Annotated in this window: 15 protein-coding genes and 1 pseudogene; 6 read left to right on the top strand and 10 right to left on the bottom strand. The window is 60.9% G+C overall.

Features of this window, described 5'->3' with window-relative positions:
* Nucleotides 1-3: 3 nt before the first annotated feature.
* Nucleotides 4-1743, top strand: coding sequence for an L-arabinonate dehydratase (gene araD, locus JNB85_RS22775; RefSeq protein WP_183741359.1), 1740 nt, complete (start codon nt 4-6; stop codon nt 1741-1743).
* A gap of 147 nt (nt 1744-1890) precedes the next feature.
* Here the strand turns inward: araD and JNB85_RS22770 are convergent, their stop codons facing one another.
* Together JNB85_RS22770 and JNB85_RS22765 are read right to left on the bottom strand one after the other, a co-directional pair.
* Entirely contained in the window at nt 1891-2376 is a 486-nt protein-coding gene (locus JNB85_RS22770; protein WP_220336573.1) for an NUDIX hydrolase, read from the bottom strand.
* Nucleotides 2377-2407: 31 nt separating this feature from the next.
* Nucleotides 2408-2611 carry a hypothetical protein gene (locus JNB85_RS22765; RefSeq protein WP_220336553.1) on the bottom strand — a complete coding sequence of 68 codons (204 nt, stop codon included), beginning with the start codon at nt 2609-2611 and terminating at the stop codon, nt 2408-2410.
* A 399-nt stretch (nt 2612-3010) separates the two neighbouring features.
* On the opposite strand from JNB85_RS22765, the gene JNB85_RS22760 reads away from it, so the two are divergent.
* Nucleotides 3011-3250, top strand: a complete 240-nt coding sequence (locus JNB85_RS22760; RefSeq protein ID WP_220336552.1) for a hypothetical protein — start codon at nt 3011-3013, stop codon at nt 3248-3250.
* A gap of 61 nt (nt 3251-3311) precedes the next feature.
* On the opposite strand, the gene JNB85_RS22755 is transcribed toward JNB85_RS22760, so the two are convergent.
* The 5 genes from JNB85_RS22755 to JNB85_RS22735 all read right to left on the bottom strand — a co-directional run bounded on the left by JNB85_RS22755 (nt 3312) and on the right by JNB85_RS22735 (nt 9202).
* Nucleotides 3312-4136: a transglutaminase family protein gene (locus JNB85_RS22755; RefSeq protein WP_220336551.1), complete on the bottom strand. Its 825-nt coding sequence runs from the start codon at nt 4134-4136 to the stop codon at nt 3312-3314.
* Between the two features lie 12 nt (nt 4137-4148).
* Nucleotides 4149-5090, bottom strand: coding sequence for an alpha-E domain-containing protein (locus JNB85_RS22750; RefSeq protein ID WP_220336550.1), 942 nt, complete (start codon nt 5088-5090; stop codon nt 4149-4151).
* Nucleotides 5090-6499, bottom strand: a complete 1410-nt coding sequence (locus JNB85_RS22745; RefSeq protein ID WP_220336549.1) for a circularly permuted type 2 ATP-grasp protein — start codon at nt 6497-6499, stop codon at nt 5090-5092. Before JNB85_RS22745 ends, JNB85_RS22750 begins: the two co-directional genes overlap by 1 nt.
* Nucleotides 6500-6796: 297 nt before the next feature.
* Complete coding sequence (locus JNB85_RS22740; protein WP_220336572.1) at nt 6797-8527, bottom strand: DEAD/DEAH box helicase; 1731 nt, start codon at nt 8525-8527, stop codon at nt 6797-6799.
* 207 nt (nt 8528-8734) lie between these two features.
* Entirely contained in the window at nt 8735-9202 is a 468-nt protein-coding gene (locus tag JNB85_RS22735) for a winged helix-turn-helix transcriptional regulator (protein ID WP_220336548.1), read from the bottom strand.
* Between the two features lie 128 nt (nt 9203-9330).
* Here JNB85_RS22735 and JNB85_RS22730 point away from each other — a divergent pair, with 128 nt between their 5' ends.
* The gene (locus JNB85_RS22730; protein WP_220336547.1) at nt 9331-10251 is read left to right on the top strand and encodes an alpha/beta fold hydrolase; all 921 of its coding nucleotides are present in this window, start codon (nt 9331-9333) and stop codon (nt 10249-10251) included.
* Between the two features lie 18 nt (nt 10252-10269).
* Here JNB85_RS22730 and JNB85_RS22725 read toward each other — a convergent pair.
* Together JNB85_RS22725 and JNB85_RS22720 are read right to left on the bottom strand one after the other, a co-directional pair.
* Nucleotides 10270-10504 (bottom strand): annotated as a pseudogene (locus tag JNB85_RS22725) (DNA alkylation repair protein); the annotation flags it as partial.
* Nucleotides 10505-10762: 258 nt separating this feature from the next.
* Nucleotides 10763-11074 (bottom strand): hypothetical protein, encoded by a 312-nt coding sequence (locus JNB85_RS22720; RefSeq protein ID WP_220336546.1) that lies wholly within the window; start codon nt 11072-11074, stop codon nt 10763-10765.
* Between the two features lie 330 nt (nt 11075-11404).
* On the opposite strand from JNB85_RS22720, the gene JNB85_RS22715 reads away from it, so the two are divergent.
* Nucleotides 11405-14833, top strand: coding sequence for a response regulator (locus tag JNB85_RS22715; protein WP_220336545.1), 3429 nt, complete (start codon nt 11405-11407; stop codon nt 14831-14833).
* Here JNB85_RS22715 and mnmC2 read toward each other — a convergent pair.
* Nucleotides 14827-15549 (bottom strand): tRNA (5-methylaminomethyl-2-thiouridine)(34)-methyltransferase MnmC2, encoded by a 723-nt coding sequence (gene mnmC2, locus JNB85_RS22710; protein ID WP_220336544.1) that lies wholly within the window; start codon nt 15547-15549, stop codon nt 14827-14829. The genes JNB85_RS22715 and mnmC2 overlap by 7 nt on opposite strands.
* Between mnmC2 and JNB85_RS22705 the strand changes: the two genes are divergently transcribed.
* Together JNB85_RS22705 and JNB85_RS22700 are read left to right on the top strand one after the other, a co-directional pair.
* Nucleotides 15548-16726: an NAD(P)/FAD-dependent oxidoreductase gene (locus tag JNB85_RS22705; protein WP_220336543.1), complete on the top strand. Its 1179-nt coding sequence runs from the start codon at nt 15548-15550 to the stop codon at nt 16724-16726. The two genes, mnmC2 and JNB85_RS22705, sit on opposite strands and share 2 nt — an antisense overlap.
* A gap of 115 nt (nt 16727-16841) precedes the next feature.
* Nucleotides 16842-17549: a DUF1045 domain-containing protein gene (locus JNB85_RS22700; protein WP_220336542.1), complete on the top strand. Its 708-nt coding sequence runs from the start codon at nt 16842-16844 to the stop codon at nt 17547-17549.
* Nucleotides 17550-17622 lie beyond the last annotated feature (73 nt).

Below are 17622 nucleotides of genomic sequence, written 5' to 3'. Positions count from 1 at the left end.
ATTATGAAGAAGAAAGCAGAATGGCCGCGTAAGCTGAGGTCTCAGGAATGGTACGGCGGCACGAGCCGCGACGTGATCTACCACCGCGGCTGGCTCAAGAACCAGGGATATCCGCACGACCTGTTCGACGGCCGCCCGGTTATCGGCATCCTCAACACCTGGTCGGACATGACGCCGTGCAACGGTCACCTGCGCGAGCTCGCCGAGAAGGTGAAGGCCGGTGTCTGGGAGGCCGGCGGCTTCCCGCTGGAAGTGCCTGTTTTCTCGGCATCCGAGAACACCTTCCGCCCGACCGCGATGATGTATCGCAACCTTGCCGCTCTCGCGGTCGAAGAAGCGATCCGTGGCCAGCCGATGGATGGCTGTGTGCTCCTCGTCGGCTGCGACAAGACCACGCCGTCGCTCCTGATGGGCGCTGCCTCCACCGACCTGCCGTCGATCGTCGTCACCGGCGGCCCGATGTTGAACGGCTATTTCCGCGGCGAGCGCGTCGGCTCCGGCACGCATCTGTGGAAATTCTCCGAAATGGTGAAGGCCGGCGAGATGACGCAGGCCGAGTTCCTCGAGGCCGAAGCCTCGATGAGCCGTTCGTCGGGCACCTGCAACACGATGGGTACGGCCTCGACCATGGCGTCCATGGCTGAAGCGCTCGGCATGGCGCTGTCAGGCAACGCCGCGATCCCGGGCGTCGATTCCCGCCGCAAGGTGATGGCGCAGCTCACCGGCCGCCGCATCGTGCAGATGGTCAAGGACGACCTGAAGCCCTCCGACATCCTGACGAAGCAGGCTTTCGAAAATGCGATCCGCACCAATGCGGCGATCGGCGGCTCGACCAATGCCGTCATCCACCTGCTGGCGATTGCCGGCCGCGTCGGCATCGATCTGACGCTGGACGACTGGGACCGTTGCGGCCGTGACGTTCCGACGATCGTCAACCTGATGCCGTCGGGCAAGTACCTGATGGAAGAGTTCTTCTATGCCGGCGGCCTGCCGGTCGTGCTGAAGCGCCTCGGCGAAGCCGGCCTCTTGCACAAGGATGCACTGACGGTGTCGGGCGAAACCGTCTGGGACGAAGTCAAGGATGTCGTCAACTGGAACGAGGACGTCATCCTGCCGGCCGAAAAGGCGCTGACGCAATCGGGCGGCATCGTTGTCGTGCGCGGCAACCTCGCCCCTAAGGGCGCGGTCTTGAAGCCGTCTGCCGCTTCGCCGCACCTGATGGTGCACCGGGGCAGGGCGGTCGTGTTCGAGGATATCGACGACTACAAGGCGAAGATCAACGACGACAGCCTCGACATCGACGAAAACTGCGTCATGGTCATGAAGAACTGTGGTCCGAAGGGCTATCCGGGCATGGCCGAGGTCGGCAACATGGGTCTGCCGCCCAAGGTGCTCAAGAAGGGCATTACCGACATGGTGCGCATTTCCGACGCCCGCATGTCCGGCACCGCCTACGGCACGGTCGTGCTGCACACCTCGCCGGAAGCCGCTGTCGGCGGTCCGCTCGCCGTCGTCAGGAACGGCGACATGATCGAACTCGACGTGCCGAACCGCCGCCTGCATCTCGACATTTCCGAAGAGGAACTGGCGAAGCGTCTGGCCGAATGGCAGCCGAACCACGACCTGCCGACCTCGGGCTATGCTTTCCTGCATCAGCAGCATGTCGAAGGTGCCGATACCGGCGCCGACCTTGACTTCCTCAAGGGATGCCGCGGCAGTGCCGTCGGCAAGGACAGCCACTAAACGGGGTTATCCGCTATTGGAATCGATGAGGAGGCGGGGCGAAAGCTCCGCCTTCTTCAATGATATGGCCGATATCATGCTGTCAGTATTTGTCGCGAAAGCGGCCGTATCGATCAGCCTCGTGGAGAACGGCCGGCGGCAAGAGGCTTATGACGTCTGCGCGTTTCTCTTTCCCTTTTTCTTCAAAAAATCCTGCAGGATCGGTCTTTGCCCCTTGTGCATTTTGAACTCCGCCTCCTCGGCGCAAAACCAAGCTGCACGGTCGACCTCGGGAAAAAACTCCGTCTTTCCCGAGTGGGGCGGCCATTCCATTTCAAAGGTTGAACTGAGCCCGGCTCTGGGCTCGAAGCCTCTCTCGGCTTCCGTCAGCCAGACGATGACAAGTTTTCCCCCAGGCTGCTTGTATTCGCCAAGCCGCTCAAACGGGCCGGAGACATTGACTCCAAGCTCCTCGAACGTCTCCCGGCGGGCAGTGGCAAGTTCATCCTCACCCTCTTCGACAAGACCCTTTGGTATCGACCATGCGGCCTCGTCCTTTCCCTTCCAGAACGGTCCGCCGGGATGGACGAGCAGAACTTCCACCGCAACATCGACAAAACGGTAAATAAGGAGCCCTGCGCTTCGAACAGCCATCGTGAATTCCTGACTTTGACCAGGAAAGGCTCTAAACGGCTGAGGGCGAAATGCGGTCGGAAGGTGCCGCCACAAGTTCTGCCATCATTTCCTTAGCCCTGATGATGGCCGCTTCGTCTGCGCTGCCGGGCTCCGCCGACATTCGGACAGTGATCAGGTCGTTTCCTTCGCCACGGAATTCCACCGTGATCGTTCCAGCCGTCGTGCGTGCAACGTTCGTATTTTCCAGGCGCATCGCGACCCCCTTTGAATAAGCGTATCATTTTCGCACTAAAATGGACGTTGGCGAACCTGTCTGAAAGTAGCCGAGGCGAACGGAATAAACCTTTATTCTATGTCCGGATGGTTCGAATGGGAATGGTCTGGCGACACGCCACGGCGAATGTCGTCTGGAAGGACCAAGGGTGCTACCAAGCGACTTTGCTGACCCGGCCCCGCAATGCGTGAAGAGGCGTCAGCGATAGATGATTTCCGCTAGCCTCGGGAGGCGCAACACCTTGCGAGGTTCACCAGTCGTGCCTTCGCCGAAGCGGCAATCTATATCCCAGAGTATAGGCGGCTCCACCCTTGCGTATGATTCTCGGCGCGACCTCACCGCAGCTAATCTCTCGTCGGACAACCAATGGAGAGTTCGATGAGGACGAAGTCCGAAGTATCCGAGATGCCGATTTTCCCGCTCTTTGCGATCGGCACTACCATGCTCGCAATCATCCTGTATCTGGTCGCTTCCCAGGCGCTATTGCCCAAGCCACGTGGAAACCGCGTCTACGTACCGTCAGCCTACGGCGTCTCGGATGTTCTCCCTTCGGCGCATGACACAGCCACGTCATCCGAGTTCGCCTTCGAAAAGCCGAGATACACCTTGTCGCGGTAAAGGGACGCCGTGCTTAGGAGCTGCGAGCCCGTGCTCCTCATCGACCGGCGATCCGTCAGCTTCAGCTCTGACTTTGGCTCTGCATCTGGCCGCCGTTTTCAACCTTGACGGTGACCGAGAGCTTCTCGCCGGGCGTACCGATGCGCATGCCTGAGACGGGCGCAGCGTCACGGTAGCAGAGGCCGGAGGCCGTTCGGACATAGCGGTCATCGGGGCAGATCTTGTTGGCGGGATCGAAGCCGACCCAGCCGAGGCTTGGAATATGCGCCTCGGCCCAGGCATGTGTGGCAGCCTGCTCGACCTTTTCTTCCATCATCAGGTAGCCGGAGACATAGCGCGCCGGAACATCCAGGGCACGGGCGGCGGCAACGAAAATATGGGCATGGTCCTGGCAGACGCCTGTCTTCTTCTCCAGCGCCTGTTCGGCCGATGTCTCGGTGCTGCTGGTGCCGGGCCTATATTCCACCGCCTCGTGGATTGCCGCCATCAGAGCATGCATGCGGGCGAGTTCGTTCTCGCCGGTCACGCCCTTGATCAGCTCCTTGATCAGCTTGCCGCTCTTGGTCAGCGGCGTCTCGCGCAGGAAGAGCCAGAGCGGGCAGAACCCGGTATGGGGACCGGTCACGCCGTTGCGGTCTTCCGTTTCGACTTCGCCTTCGGCGACGATGCGGGTCACCTGCTGCTCGCCTTCCAGCGAGACGAGGTTCACGTGATTGCCGAATTGGTCGTCATATTCGACTTCGGGCTTGGCGCCTTCGACGTGCAGTGACCAGCTGATCACGGTCTGGCCGACGGCGGTCGGTGGCGTCAGGCGCAACCGCTGCAGGGAAAACTGCGCCGGTTCGTCGTAGCGGTATTCGGTGAGGTGGCTGATCTTCAGTCTCATGATCTGACCCGCTTAAGCATAGAACCGGTAGCCATCGGAGATTTCGTTGCCGAGCTTGTTGTTGCGCGAGACGAAATCTTCGAGGAACTCATGCAGGCCTTGATCCATGACATCCTTGATCTTCAGGGTCTGCAGTGTGGTGCGGATGGCATCCGCCGTATCGTGCGCCGGCAGCCGCTCGCCATAGTCCTTGGCGATATAGCCGAGATTGCTGACGATCTTCTCGTAGGAATAGGCAAGCGAGCGCGGCATCTGCCCGTTCAGGATCAGGAAGTCGGCAATGTTCATGGCACGGTATTCGCCGTCATAGGCCCAGCTATAGGAGCGGTGGGCGGAGACCGAACGCAGGATCGATTCCCACTGAACGTTGTCGACCGACGAGCCGACCTGCGAGATCGAGGGCAGCAGCACGTAATATTTCACGTCGAGGATGCGGCTCGTATTGTCCGCGCGCTCGATGAAGGTGCCGATGCGGGCGAAATTATAGAGCTCGTTGCGCAGCATCGAGCCATGGAATGCGCCGCGGATCAGGCCCGCCCGATGCTTGATGACATCGATGACCTCGGGCAGCTCCGCCGCCTTCAGCTTTTTCGACAGCAGCTCCTTGAGATCGATCCAGCATTCGTTGGTCGCTTCCCAGGTCTCGCGCGTCAGCGCGGTGCGCACCATGCGGGCGTTGTTGCGGCCGAAATCGATGCAAGACATGACGCTCGACGCGTTCTGGCGGTCTCGCAGCATGTAGTCGATCACATCAGGGCCGGTCAGCTTCGAATGGCTCTCGTCATAGAGTTCGCGCACCCCGGCGCTTTGCAGGACGCCGTCCCAATTGTCATCACCGGCGTCGCTGCGCGTCAGTGACATGCGCAGGCCGGCATCGACCAGGCGTGCGATATTTTCGGCGCGCTCGATGTACCGGAACATCCAGTAGAGCCCGTTTGCAGTTCTTCCGAGCATCAGTCCTCCAATACCCAGGTGTCTTTGGTGCCGCCGCCCTGGCTGGAATTGACGACGAGCGAGCCCTGCTTCAGCGCCACGCGGGTGAGCCCGCCCGGAATGATCTGCACCTTGTCGGAGACCAGCACGTAAGGGCGCAGGTCGACATGGCGGGGGGCGATGCCCTTGTTGACGAGGATCGGAACGGTGGAGAGCGACAGCGTCGGCTGGGCAATGTAGTTGCTGGGCTTGGCTTTCAGCTTGTCGGCGAAATCGGCGCGTTCCTTCTTGGAGGCGGTCGGGCCGACGAGCATGCCGTAGCCGCCGGAGCCATGCACCTCCTTGACGACCAGCTCTTCCAGGTGCTCAAGCACATAGTTCAGGCTTGATGCTTCCGAGCAGCGCCAGGTCGGCACATTCTCGAGGATCGGCTTGCGGCCCGTATAGAACTCGACGATCTCGGGCATATAGGAATAGATCGCCTTGTCGTCGGAAATACCGGTGCCGGGCGCATTGGCGATGGTGATGTTGCCGGAGCGGTAGACATCCATGATGCCGGGAATGCCGAGAGCCGACTCCGGGCGGAAGGTGAGGGGATCGAGGAAGTCGTCGTCGACGCGGCGGTAGAGCACGTCAATCGCCTCATAGCCGCGTGTCGTGCGCATCTTCACCTTGCCGTCGATGACGCGCAGATCCGAACCTTCGACGAGTTCGACACCCATCATGTCGGCGAGGAACGAGTGTTCGTAATAAGCGGAATTGTAAATGCCAGGGGTGAGTACGGCGACACGCGGCTTGCCCTTGCAGCCGGGAGGGGCGAGCGAGGCAAGGCTCTGGCGCAGCAGATAGGGATAATCCTCGACGCGCTGCACCTTGTTCTCATGGAAGAGCTCCGGGAACATCTGCATCATGGTTTCCCGGTTTTCCAGCATATAGCTGACGCCGGAGGGTGTGCGGGCATTGTCCTCCAGCACATAGAACTGGTCTTCGCCTGTTCGGACGATATCGGTGCCGACGATATGAGTGTAGACACCGCCCGGCGGCCGGAAGCCGATCATCTCCGGCAGGAAGGCAACGTTCTTTTCGATCAGCTCGCGCGGGATGCGGCCGGCGCGGATGATTTCCTGCTTGTGGTAGATGTCGTCGAGGAAAGCGTTGAGAGCGATCACCCGCTGTTCGATGCCTTGGGCGAGCTTGCGCCACTCGCGGGCGGAGATGATGCGCGGGATGATGTCGAAGGGGATGAGTTTTTCGGAACTGTCGGCGTGGCCGTAAACCGCGAAGGTGATGCCGGTTTTCCGGAAGATGTTTTCAGCGTCGCGGGACTTTGAAATCAGATGCGCCCGGTCCTGGCTATTGTACCACTCAAAGTATTTTTCATATGGCGCTCGGGGACTTTCGTCCCCGGTGATCATTTCATCAAATGCCAAAGGTGTGGCTCCCCTTTTTTGTTCATTTGAATACAACGCAAAAGGCAATGCAAGAACCATGCACAGTTCGCATGGAAGATTCATAAAATCTTCTGCATGCAAAAAACCGGTCAAAAACTGGGCATTTATCGGAATGTGGAGGGAGGCCGCTTTGCGTCAATTCGCTGTCGGCGCACAAAAGATGAGCAGGTGATTATTCCCTGCCCGGGCAACGGACCAAACTCTGTCCGCGCCGTCGATCGAAGGACGGCTAAAAGAAAAGGCCGGATCGCTCCGGCCCCCATTAATATCGTTAGCTTAAGCGCGTTCGCGACGCGGGCCGCCGCCATTGCGGCCCTTGCGGCGCAGACCGCCACTGCCCTCGCGGCGCTGTTCGCCCTGCGGCTGCTGGTCGCCGTGATTGCGCGGCGGGCGGCCATGGACGTGCTGCTTGCTGCCGCGATGATGGCCGGTCGCCTCACCCGGCTGAGCCGGGCGCTGCTGCTGATTGCGGGCAGGGCGGAAATCCGAGGTCGAAACCAGATCATTGTCCGGACCGTGATCCGGCGCCTGCTCATTGCGGCGCTGGCCACGGAAATCCTGATTGCGATTGTTGTGCTGAGAACGGGCGCGGCGCTCTTCACCGGCGCGCACTTCAGTGACGTCGCCATCGTGACGCGGACGGCGGTCGCCATGGCCGGCGGGACGGCCGCCATTGCGGGTTTCGCTGCGTCCGCCGTCACGACGTTCTCCGCCTCGGTGGCCTCCTTCGCGACGCTCGCCACCTTCACCACGGCCACCTTGGCCGCGCTGCTGGTTCTGGCCGCGGCCGCGATTGTTGCTGCGGGGTGCAGAGGCGCGCAGGTCAACCGGCGGTTCGCCGCTCGCCACCGCGATGCTGATGCCCATCAGCTTTTCGATATCGCGCAGCAGACGGGCTTCGTCCGGGGCGCAGAAGGCAATGGCGATACCGTCGCGGCCGGCGCGGGCCGTCCGGCCGATGCGGTGGACATAGGCGTCAGGTACTTCCGGCAGGTCGTAGTTGAAGACGTGGCTGACGGCCGGGATATCGATGCCGCGGGCGGCGACGTCGGTGGCGATCAGCGTCTTGATGGCGCCGTCGCGGAAGCCTTTCAGCGCACGTTCACGCTGGCCCTGGCTCTTATTTCCATGAATGGAGGCGACGGAATAGCCGACCTGCTCCAGATGCTTGGCGAGCTTTTCGGCGCCATGCTTGGTGCGCAGGAAGACGATCGCGCGGCCATCGGGATTTTCGGTCAGCGACTTCTTGAGCAGAACTGTCTTGTCGTTCTTGCCGGGGACGAAATGCACATACTGCTCGACCTTGTCGGCAGCCTTGCCCGGAGGCGTCACTTCGACCTTGACCGGATCGGTCAGGTAATCGCCGGCGAGATCGGCAATCGCCTTCGGCATGGTGGCCGAGAAGAGCATGGTCTGGCGGCGCTTCGGCACCATCTTGGCGATCTTGCGCAGGTCATGCACGAAGCCGAGGTCCAGCATCTGGTCGGCTTCGTCGAGCACGAGGTAGCGCACGGCCGTCAGCGTGATGGCGTTGCGGTTGCAGAGATCGAGCAGGCGGCCGGGCGTGGCGACGAGGATGTCGGTGCCTTTTTCAAGCTGCAGCTGCTGCTTGTTGATGGAGACGCCGCCGACGACGACGTTGATGCGCAGCGGCGACTTGCGGATGAATTTCCTGAGATTGTCGGCGATCTGGTTTACCAGTTCGCGGGTCGGCGCCAGGATCAGCGTACGGACGGAGCGATTGTCGGGACGCTTTTCTTCCTTGAGCAGGCGCTCGATGAGCGGCAGGCCGAAGGCAGCCGTCTTGCCGGTGCCGGTCTGGGCAAGGCCGATCAGGTCACGGCCCTGGATGAGAAGGGGGATAGCCTGTTCCTGGATTGGCGTCGGGGTTTCAATGCCGAGCTGGAACAGAGTGGCGACGACCGGCTTGGAGACACCGAGCGATTCAAAATTGGTCAAGTCATAACCTTTTAGGGCGCGCCAAACGAAAACGCCGGATCGCCGAATGCGGTCCGGTGTCAATCTGGCGTCAAGAACCCCGCGTGAAATGGGAACTTGTAAGTTGGAAAAAGCTTTCCAGCGCGTCTTGCCGCGCTTGGGGTGCGGCATCATCGAAATGCGCTCTATCCTTCTTCAGCATCTGTTGCAGTGGCAGCTCACGCGGCGGCCGGAAGGTGAAAGCTAAGCGCCATGTGGTCTATTTCCCGCCGAAAGTCAAGGGGATCGGGCGATATCGGCGTCCGGAAGGCGCACGACGGTATCTTCAGGCGCGACAATCCGCCCGTCACCGGCGCGCAGTTCCAATCTGCGGACAGGCAGGCCTTTCAATTTATCGACCAGCTGGACATGCGGTTCGCCGGGTTCGAAGAAGAATTCCTCGCCCCATTGCCGAAGGGCGACAAGAACCGGAAACAGGCCGCGTCCCTTCGCCGTCAGCACATATTCCTGGTAGGGGCTGCCGTCAGAAGCCGGCACGGTCTCCAGGATGCCATGAACCACAAGGTTGCGCAGGCGCGCCGACAGGATGTTCTTCGCAAGCCCGAGGCTCTTCTGAAATTCGCCGAAACGGCGCAAGCCATCGAAGGCATCACGGACGATCAGCAGCGACCACCAGTCGCCGATCGCGTCCAGCGGACGCGCAACGCCGCATATCGACGTGCTGTGACTTACTCTTTTTGCCATCGGGATCCTGACCCTGTCCATACGTCGCGACTGCAATCTGTGCCGCCTCGTCAACATATTGGTTGCAAGTTGAAACTGCAAGGTCTATCGAGGTGTGGTTTCAAACTAAAACTACGCAGGAGACCTCCATGATCCAGTCCGGCGAGACATTTTCCGGCACCTTTCCATTCGCACCGCATTTCACTGAGGCGCGGGGCTTTCGGATGCACTATGTCGACGAGGGGCCAAGAGATGGCGAGGTCGTGCTTTGCCTTCATGGCGAGCCGACGTGGGGCTATCTGTTCCGCCATCTCATAACGTCCCTGAGCGCGACACATCGCGTTGTTGTCCCAGACCATATGGGCTTTGGAAAAAGCGAGACGCCGGCCGACCGCAGCTATTGGCTCCAGGACCATATCGACAATATCGAGGCATTCGTACTCGCGCTCGATCTCACCGGCATCACCCTCGTCATGCATGATTTCGGCGGTCCCACCGGCATGGGGCTTGCCGCCCGGCACCCCGATCGCATCCGCCGCATCATCTCCGTGAATGGTCCTACATCTTTCGGTCAGGCCGATGCCGTTGATCGGCTGGTCGCAAATGCAAGCGTTTCGCCGTGGTTCCAGTGGATCCTGAAGGCCGAGGGCGAGGGCATCCTTGAAAGCGTTCTTGGTCAGCTAGGCTACAACATCCTGAGCACATTGAAACTCAACGGGTTCGAGAACAACGAGATCATCACGGACAGCTTTATCCATGCCTATGCAGCGCCGTTCGCGCGGCCTGCCGATTGTCTCGCTGCGATCGGCTGGGCGAAGGGATTTGCCACCCAGGCTCACAGGTTTGAAACGCCGAATGCTGTGGCCGTCAGCACGATACGCGGCAAGCCAGCCATGGCGCTATGGGGCGATGCCGACCGCACCCTCCACGCCGAACATTTCCTGCCGCTCTTCAGCGAACTCTTTCCGGCCGCGCCGATCCATCTCCTGCCGGGTGCGGGACATTACAGCTTCGAAGACAGTCCCGAGGCAATCAACAGGCTGATCTCGCAGTTTCTTCGCGAGACCTGAGGTCAGGCCGTCCGCGCTTCAAGGCAGGGAAAGGATAAAACTTCCCGTTGCCGTCTCGGCGCCGTTGATCAGGATCATGATGCGGTGCTCGCCGGGATAGTAGCGCCGCGTCGTGATTGGCCGCATGGCGTGGCGGCGCCGCGCGACATGGCCTTCACCGGCGGCGAGCGTGATGGTTTTCCGTTTGAAGACCTTGGGAGAGCGTGCCGCCGGCCTTCACATGGCGGATGGCGCAGTCGATCATCGGAGATTGCAGAGCCCTTTGCCGAAGAGAACCTGCAAACAGCGCGTCGCGGATCAGCGCCGAGCTGCGAGGCCGTCGGCTGCGTGTGCCGTGAATCGGCCGCTGTCGAAGGAGGGCGCATTGACTACGATGATATTCGCCATCGTGCGCATCGGCGCCGGGTGCAAAAGGCTCTTGAGCGGCCCCGGCATCGCATGTCCTCCCTTGGGTGACGCGATGCATGACCCGGCGCCGCTGGGAGGTCAAGCGGCGCCTGATGCGGGCTTTCTATTCAGGGCAGACTTTGACCCGGTAGGGGTTGCCCCAATCGTCGTGCCGCCATTCGATATGGCAATAGGACGGACGGTAATAGGTCCGGTAGACGGGGTATGGGCGATAAACAGGGTAGGCCGGATAAGCCGGATAAGCGGGACGCGAGGCGATCGCCCCACCGACAACGCCGCCGACGACGCCACCGGCAAGCCCGCCCCAGAAAGCATTGCCGGAATGGGCGTTCGCGGTCCCTGCCGTTGCCAGTGAGGCGCCGGCGAATGTCAGTGCAATCAGGCCCGCCGCCATTGTCTTATGAAGAACGGACATGTCGAATTCCTTTCGTGGTAGGCTCGTCATTGAAGCCACTGCCAGAATCCGCTGCGATCGCGGCGCGTTAATGGTCGCGCAAGCCGCGGCGGGATTAAATTTTCTCCATATTTTCTTACCTGACTTCTTGCCTACCCGAGCTGCCTGGCGGCGTTTTCCTCGTGAGTCTCCGACCATTTCAGCTTCGTGCAAGCCTTTGTCGTCACTTTGTTCATCAATAAGCTGGCTGGATTCGTCGCCTGTGGGATTTTATGGTTAACAGCTTGTTAAAGGCCTTGGTCTTATAGTTGTTCTCAGAGATATTTCATTCATTGCAGGAGTGAGGATTTTTTGAATTCTACCGGGGAGCTCCTAGAACTGGCCTGCAGCCGGATCGCTGATCTGGATACCCCGGCCTATGTCAAAAACAGCGAGCTTCGCTATGTCGCCGTCAACGAAGCCTATGCCCGCTTCTTCGGCCGCGAGATTTCCGATTTCATCGGTCGGCGAAGCCGCGAACTCTTCGACCGTCCGGAGGAAGAGGAGCGCGAGGACCGCGAACGCCGCGCGCTGGTGTTCGGCACGGAAGAGAGCGCCATTTCCTTCGATGCGGCCGGTCTCAGCCATGAGCGGGTGCTGATCGAGAGCTTTTCGCCCTCGCAGGACCGCGCCTATGTGCTCGGCATTTTCGAAGCACGCGAGCCGCGCCAGGCCATTCCCGAGGTTGCGGATACGATGGCCGCTGATCTCGGCCGCATCCGCGCGACGCTCGAAAACCTTAGCCATCCGATCGGCATCTTCGCCGAGGACGGCCGTCCGCTGGTCGTCAACGCCGCCTACCGCAATGGCAGCAAGTTTGCGCCAGATGGCAGCAGTTATGCGCCAGATGGCAGCAGTTATGCGCCAGATGGCAGCAAGTTTGCGCCGGGCAGCGAGACCGCCTGGCATGAAAGCGTGCGCGAGCGCGACCTGCTGCGCACCATCATGGAGGATCTTCCGGTCGCCGCCTTCGTGCGCGACGAGGATCATCGGCTGGTCTATGCCAACCAGTATTACGAGACCTTCACCGGCCACGCCCGCTCCAAAGCACTCGGCATGACCGAGCATGAGATGTTCGGGCAGGAGGCCGGTGAGGCGATCTATCAGGAAAACCTGGAGGCGCTGCAAAACGGCGTGCTGACGGAGGTTGAGGGAGCCCTGCCAAATACTGACGGCGAAATCTTCCAGGTGATTTCCCGCGTCAACCGAGTGGTCACACCCGACGGCAAGCGGTATGTGGTCGGCTCCTTCTCCGACATCACGCCGCTGAAAGCGCGCGAGAAGGAATTGATCGAGGCGCGTAAACAGGAAGAAGCGCTGCATCAGGAAATCGAGAGCATCCTCCGCTCGCTGCCGGTCGGCGTGCTGATCCTCGATAACGATCACACCATTCTCTATGTCAACGACGAGTTCTACAGCATTTGGGACCTGCCGCTCGACGACCGTTTCGACGGACGGCCATTCATCGATGTCATCAAGCGAAATTACGAACTCGGCCGTTACGGCGACACGCAGACGCCGGACGAAATCTATACTTTCCGCAAGGGGCTTTTCGAGGCTGCAGACCCGGAGCCGATTCAGCTCGACTGGGCGGCGGGCAAATCCGTCATTTTCGACTCCAGACGTATTTCCAGCAACCGCATCCTGCTGACCTATTCCGATATTTCCGCCGTGCGCGAGCGCGAGCAGGAAATCCATGAGGCGCGTGCTGCTCTGGAAAGCCTCGGCGAGATGATGCGCGATGCGACGCATGCCATGTCGCAAGGGCTCGCAATCGTCCAGGACGGTTCGATCAAGCTTTCCAATGACGGGCTTGCCGAAGTGCTGGGCATTCCGGCGGAACTGACTGAGACGGGCAGGGAATGGGTCGATCTCTTGCAGTTCTGCGCCGACCGCGGCGATTTCGGCGACAAGGCGGCCGAAACTCTGGAGGAGTGGCGTGCCAATATTGCCGCACGCCAGCCGATCTCCACTGTCTTCCATGTCGGCGGTGAGCGCTGGGTAAACATGGAAGCCACCATCAGCGAACGGCGGCATTGGGTGGCGCTCTTCACCGACGTCACCGAGATGAAGCAGCGCGAGGAAGAGCTGACGCAGCTTCTGTCGCGGGCCGAGGCTGCCGATCGCGCCAAGTCGGAATTCCTCGCCAATATGAGCCATGAGATCCGCACGCCGATGAACGGTGTGCTCGGCATGGCGGAATTGCTGGCCAAGACCAATCTCGACACCCGCCAGAAGACCTTCGTCGACATTATCGTCAAGTCGGGCAATGCGCTCCTGACGATCATCAACGACATCCTCGATTTCTCGAAGATCGACGCCGGGCAGATGAAGCTGCGCAAGGCCGCCTTCGATCTGATCGAGGCCGTCGAAGATGTGGCAACGCTCTTGTCTTCGCCGGCGGCAGAAAAAGACATCGAGCTTCTCGTTCGCGCCGCGCCGGATCTGCCCGCCGCCGTCATCGGCGATGCCGGGCGTTTCCGCCAGATCGTCACCAATCTCGTCGGCAATGCCGTCAAATTCACCGAGCGCGGCCATGTTTTCGTCGATATCGGTTCCGAGCAATCCGCCGGCGGCGAGATCATGATCAGCATTCGCGTCGAGGATACCGGCATCGGCATCCCGTCCGAGAAGGTGGAAACGGTCTTCGACAAATTCTCGCAGGTCGATGCGTCATCGACCCGGCGGCATGAGGGTACCGGCCTCGGCCTTGCGATCACAGCCGGTCTCGTCGATCTCTTCGGCGGCTACGTCAATGTGGAAAGCGAATGGGGCAGGGGCTCGGTCTTTACGGTCAAGCTGCCTTTCGCAGTCGCTGCCGCGCGCATCGAACCGAAACCGCTGCCGATCAATGTGCAGGGTGCCCGCATCCTGGTTGTCGACGATAACGAGGTCAATCGTCGTATCCTGACCGAACAGCTTAGCCTCTGGGGCTTCGACGGGGTCGCCGCAGAAGGTGGGGCAACCGGTTTTGCCATTCTGAACGCTGCCGCCGATCTCGGTATCAAGGTCGATGCCGTCGTGCTCGATTATCACATGCCTGACATGAACGGCGCAGAAGTAGCCCGCCGTCTGCGCGCCGACAGCCGCTTCGTGGATCTGCCGATCATCTTTCTGACCTCGATGGATATTTCCGGCACGGAGAAGGAATTTGCGGCGTTGAACGGCCATGCGCATCTGATGAAACCGGCGCGCGCCAATCTGCTGCGCAATACGGTCGTCGAACTGGTGCGGGCAAGCCGTGTCAAACAGGCGTCCGAAGCCGAAATTGCAAGGCTGCAAAAGGAGGTCGAGGCACCGCCTGCGCCTGCGCCGGTCGCGCAGAAGCGTGTGGCCGATTTCGTCGACGTTCTCGTGGCCGAAGACAATGAGGTCAACCAGATCGTCTTCACGCAGATCCTGCAGGGAACGGGGCTTTCCTTCCTCGTCGTCAATAACGGCCAAGAAGCTGTGGAGGCCTGGGAGCGGCATACGCCGCGGCTGATCATGATGGACGTTTCCATGCCTGTCATGAACGGTCATCAGGCGACCAAACTGATCCGCGAGAAGGAACAGGGGCAGGGCCATCGCGTGCCTGTCATCGGTGTGACGGCACATGCGCTGGAAAGCGACCGCGAGCTTTGCCTCGATGCCGGGATGGACGATTATATGTCCAAGCCGATCAGCCCTGAACTTCTGGAGGATAAGATCCGCCAGTGGCTTGGCCGTAGTGAATTGCAGCCGGGTCGCTCGGGCTACTGATTTTTCACACCGCAGAGCATTTCCCGCTTGCCCGCAAACCCCTTGCGCCGCTCGACAACGAAGCCGGCAGCAGCGAGGTTGCGGCGCACGAAGCCTGCCGCGGCATAGGTCGCGAAGCTTCCGCCGGGAGCGGTCTTTCCGCAGACGAGGCGCATCAGTTCTTCCGACCACATGTCGCTGTTGCGCGATGGGGCGAAGCCGTCGAGATACCAGGCATCGAAACCGGGAGCCGCCGCAGTGACGCCATCGAGCGCGCGGCCGCAGACGACGCTGAGCCTCGTCTGTTCGTCGAGGACGAGGGAGACGATCCCTTCAGGGGCATCCGGCCAGAGGGAAGCGAGTGCCTGGCGTTCGGCGTCGATTTCCGGCCAATGGGCAAGGGCACGGTCGATTTCCTCCCGGCGCATCGGATAAAGCTCGAAGGACATGAAATGCAGATGCTGTCCCGGCTGGCGGCAGAGCTTCCACTGCCGCCATGTTTCGGAGAAATTCAACCCGGTGCCGAAGCCGAGTTCGCCGATGAGAAAGGTGGAGCGTCCGCTCCACCGCTCGGGCAGACCATTTCCGGTGAGAAAGACGTGACCGCATTCCAGCCGTCCATCGGTCTGGCAATAAAAGTGGTCGCCAAAGGCGGTCGAATAGGGCATATCGCCGTCGCGCCACTCGAGGGGCTGCGGCTTGCCCGCGCCGATCTGATCGGGATTGATGTCTGTCATGGAAAAAGCCGATAGTCCTGCTCCGGCCCCGGGTCAATCGTCGATCGATCTCCTCATTGTCGGCGGCGGCATCATGGGCCTGTGGGCAGCCGTTCATGCGGAGCGCCGCGGCCTCGACACACTGCTTGTCGATGCAGGCCAACTCGGCAGCGGAGCAAGTGGCGGGCTTCTCGGCGCGCTGATGCCCCACATGCCGGACCGCTGGTCGGAAAAGAAGCAGTTCCAGTTCGATGCGCTGGTTTCTCTGGAAGCGGAGATCGCCGCCATCGAGGACGCGACCGGACTTTCGGCCGGCTACAGACGCTCCGGCCGGCTCATTCCGCTGCCGAAGCCGCATCTGCGCAAGATCGCGTCGGGCCATTCCGAAGATGCAGAGCTGCACTGGAGAGCGGGAGAGCGGCGTTTTCATTGGCATGTGCTGGATCGGCCACCAGGCGCAGGCTGGATCGATGCGGCAGCCGGCGAAAGCGGTTTTGTGCATGACACGCTTGCCGCCCGTGTCGCTCCTCGTCTGCTTATCGCTGCGCTGGCAGCCTTTCTGCGCAAGGCGCGGCATGTCCGGGTGCTGGAGAATACGGAGGTAACGGAACTCGATCCGGCGCGTGGGACGGCGGCGATCGAGGGCGGGGTGATCGCTTTCAGCCGCTGCATCCTTGCCGCGGGATATCACTCGTTTTCCTTTCTGGAGAAGCTGACGCCGGGGCTGAAGAAACCCCTCGGGCAAGCCGTGAAAGGGCAGGCGGCGCTCCTTGCGGCCGATATCGATCCTGGCCTGCCGACGATCTTCCGCGATGGCCTCTATGTGGTGGCGCATGAGGGCGGGCATGTGGCTGTCGGCAGCACGAGCGAGAACAGCTTTGCCGATCCCTTTTCCACCGATGAGCAGCTCGACGCGCTGATCGAGGCCGCCCGCGAAATGGTTCCCGCGCTGCGCGACGCGCCTGTCATCGAGCGCTGGGCCGGATTGCGCCCCAAGGCGATCGACCGCGATCCGATGGTCGGCGCCCATCCCGAGAATCACAATCTCATTGCCCTGACCGGCGGTTTCAAGGTCAGCTTCGGGCTCGCGCACCGGCTTGCGGAAGCGGCGATATGCATTGCAAGCGACGCAAATGTAGAATTTTTGTTGCCGGAAAGCTTTGCAATTTCAAGCCACATCGCAGTCTCTTCACGTTAAACGTGAATTAGAAGACGCTCCGCTTCGTTATTCTGTCATGCAAATCACCTATCTGCTTGCGCATCGGCGGCGCGGGAGCGATCCGCGCCCACGTCAATCAGATGAGGAAAATTGCATGCGCTATGCCATTTGCTTCACGCCATCAGCGAGCGATCCGCTCTCGCATGTGGCTGCCAATTGGCTTGGCCGCAACGTATTTTCGGGCGAAATGGTCGAGCCGCCGGCAATCCGCGGTCTCGGCATCCACGAGATCGCCTTTCATACGGCAGTGCCGCGCCGCTACGGATTCCACGGCGTGCTGAAGGCCCCTTTCCATCTCTCGCCCAACGTGTCCGAACCGCAACTCCTGCGCGATCTCATGCGGTTCTGCGGGACGCTTTCGCCATTCCGGATTCCGCGTCTCGAAGTTGCGCGTCTCGGCACTTTCTACAGCCTGTCGCCGATCCGTCCCTGCGATCAGCTTCATCACCTCTCTTGCGCAATCGTCCAGGAGTTCGACCGCTTCCGCGCGCCGCTCAGCGAGGCGGATATCGAGCGCAGCGATCCTGACGGACTTTCGGCGGCGCAGTTCGCGAATTTGCATCGCTGGGGCAATCCTTATGTGATGGACGAATTCCGCTTCCATATGCCGGTCACCGGGCCGGTCAATGCCGTCGATATGCCGCGCATCGAACAGGCGCTGCGATCGATCTTCGATCCGGTGCTTGTCGAGCCGGTGACGGTTTCGAATGTCGCGCTAATGATCGAGGAAGGTGCCGGCGGCCCGTTCCGGGTGCACTCGCTGCATCCGATGGGCAGGGTGAGCGCGCGCAAGATCGCCTGAGGCTCGCATCTCGGCCGAAGGTCAGATACGCACTTTTACGCCTCGACTTTCCGCGCACGGATGCTACCGTTTC

Origin of the sequence: Rhizobium mesosinicum, assembly GCF_019511345.1 — a bacterium.
In the GTDB taxonomy this organism is placed as follows: Bacteria; Pseudomonadota; Alphaproteobacteria; order Rhizobiales; family Rhizobiaceae; genus Rhizobium; species Rhizobium mesosinicum.
This window is presented reverse-complemented; position numbering and strand designations above follow the sequence as displayed.

What these genes read in the sequence shown, in the direction of transcription:
- JNB85_RS22770 (WP_220336573.1), bottom strand. Translation starts at nt 2,376, where the DNA reads ATGGCTGTTCGAAGCGCAGGGCTCCTTATTTACCGTTTTGTCGATGTT.
- JNB85_RS22730 (WP_220336547.1), top strand. Translation starts at nt 9,331, where the DNA reads ATGATCCAGTCCGGCGAGACATTTTCCGGCACCTTTCCATTCGCACCG.
- JNB85_RS22765 (WP_220336553.1), bottom strand. Translation starts at nt 2,611, where the DNA reads ATGCGCCTGGAAAATACGAACGTTGCACGCACGACGGCTGGAACGATC.
- JNB85_RS22755 (WP_220336551.1), bottom strand. Translation starts at nt 4,136, where the DNA reads ATGAGACTGAAGATCAGCCACCTCACCGAATACCGCTACGACGAACCG.
- JNB85_RS22720 (WP_220336546.1), bottom strand. Translation starts at nt 11,074, where the DNA reads ATGTCCGTTCTTCATAAGACAATGGCGGCGGGCCTGATTGCACTGACA.
- JNB85_RS22750 (WP_220336550.1), bottom strand. Translation starts at nt 5,090, where the DNA reads ATGCTCGGAAGAACTGCAAACGGGCTCTACTGGATGTTCCGGTACATC.
- mnmC2 (WP_220336544.1), bottom strand. Translation starts at nt 15,549, where the DNA reads ATGACAGACATCAATCCCGATCAGATCGGCGCGGGCAAGCCGCAGCCC.
- JNB85_RS22705 (WP_220336543.1), top strand. Translation starts at nt 15,548, where the DNA reads ATGGAAAAAGCCGATAGTCCTGCTCCGGCCCCGGGTCAATCGTCGATC.
- araD (WP_183741359.1), top strand. Translation starts at nt 4, where the DNA reads ATGAAGAAGAAAGCAGAATGGCCGCGTAAGCTGAGGTCTCAGGAATGG.
- JNB85_RS22735 (WP_220336548.1), bottom strand. Translation starts at nt 9,202, where the DNA reads ATGGCAAAAAGAGTAAGTCACAGCACGTCGATATGCGGCGTTGCGCGT.
- JNB85_RS22700 (WP_220336542.1), top strand. Translation starts at nt 16,842, where the DNA reads ATGCGCTATGCCATTTGCTTCACGCCATCAGCGAGCGATCCGCTCTCG.
- JNB85_RS22760 (WP_220336552.1), top strand. Translation starts at nt 3,011, where the DNA reads ATGAGGACGAAGTCCGAAGTATCCGAGATGCCGATTTTCCCGCTCTTT.